At 69.1% G+C, this 1106-nt stretch carries 1 pseudogene; it reads left to right on the top strand.

The features are described 5' to 3' along the window. Window positions 1–1106 (top strand): annotated as a pseudogene (locus ABZ719_RS37720) (alpha-1,4-glucan--maltose-1-phosphate maltosyltransferase); the annotation flags it as partial.

Raw genomic sequence — 1106 nt, 5'->3', positions numbered from 1 at the left:
TCCGAGCCGCTGTCCCTCCAGGTCGAACGCGAACGCGCCCTGTACGGCGCCTGGTACGAGTTCTTCCCCCGCTCCGAAGGCACCCCCGAACAGCCCCACGGCACCTTCCGCACCGCCGAACGCCGCCTGCCCGCCATCGCCGCCATGGGCTTCGACGTCGTCTACCTCCCCCCGATCCACCCCATCGGCACCACCCACCGCAAAGGCCGCAACAACACCCTCACCCCCGCCCCCGACGACGTCGGTGTGCCCTGGGCGATCGGCTCCCCCGAGGGCGGCCACGACACCGTCCACCCCGCCCTGGGCACCCTGGAGGACTTCGACCACTTCGTCGCCCGGGCCGGCGAGCTGGGCCTGGAGATCGCCCTCGACTTCGCCCTCCAGTGCTCCCCCGACCACCCCTGGGTCCACAAACACCCCCAGTGGTTCCACCACCGCCCCGACGGCACCATCGCCCACGCCGAGAACCCGCCCAAGAAGTACCAGGACATCTACCCCATCGCCTTCGACGCCGACATGGACGGCCTGGTCACCGAGACCGTCCGCGTCCTGCGCCACTGGATGGACCACGGGGTGCGCATCTTCCGCGTCGACAACCCCCACACCAAACCCGTCGTCTTCTGGGAACGCGTCATCGGCGAGATCAACACCACCGACCCCGACGTCGTCTTCCTCGCGGAGGCCTTCACCCGACCCGCGATGATGCACACCCTCGCCCAGGCCGGCTTCCAGCAGTCCTACACCTACTTCACCTGGCGCACCACCAAACAGGAACTCACCGACTACCTCACCGAACTCTCCGGCGAGGCCGCCGCCTACATGCGGCCCAACCTGTTCACCAACACCCCCGACATCCTGCACGCCTACCTCCAGCACGGCGGCCGTCCCGCCTTCGAGGTCCGCGCCGTCCTCGCCGCCACCCTCTCCCCCGCCTGGGGCATCTACAGCGGCTACGAACTCTGCGAGAACACCCCCCTCAGAGAGGGCAGCGAGGAATACCTCGACTCCGAGAAGTACCAGCTCAAACCCCGCGACTGGACCGCCGCCGAACGCGAGGGCCGCACCATCGCCCCCCTCATCACCCGCCTCAACGACATCCGCCGCCG

The organism is Streptomyces sp. NPDC006743 (genome assembly GCF_040703815.1).
Classification (GTDB): domain Bacteria; phylum Actinomycetota; class Actinomycetes; order Streptomycetales; family Streptomycetaceae; genus Streptomyces.
Note: the sequence above shows the minus strand (reverse complement) of the source record. Positions and strands in the feature narration are given on the sequence as shown.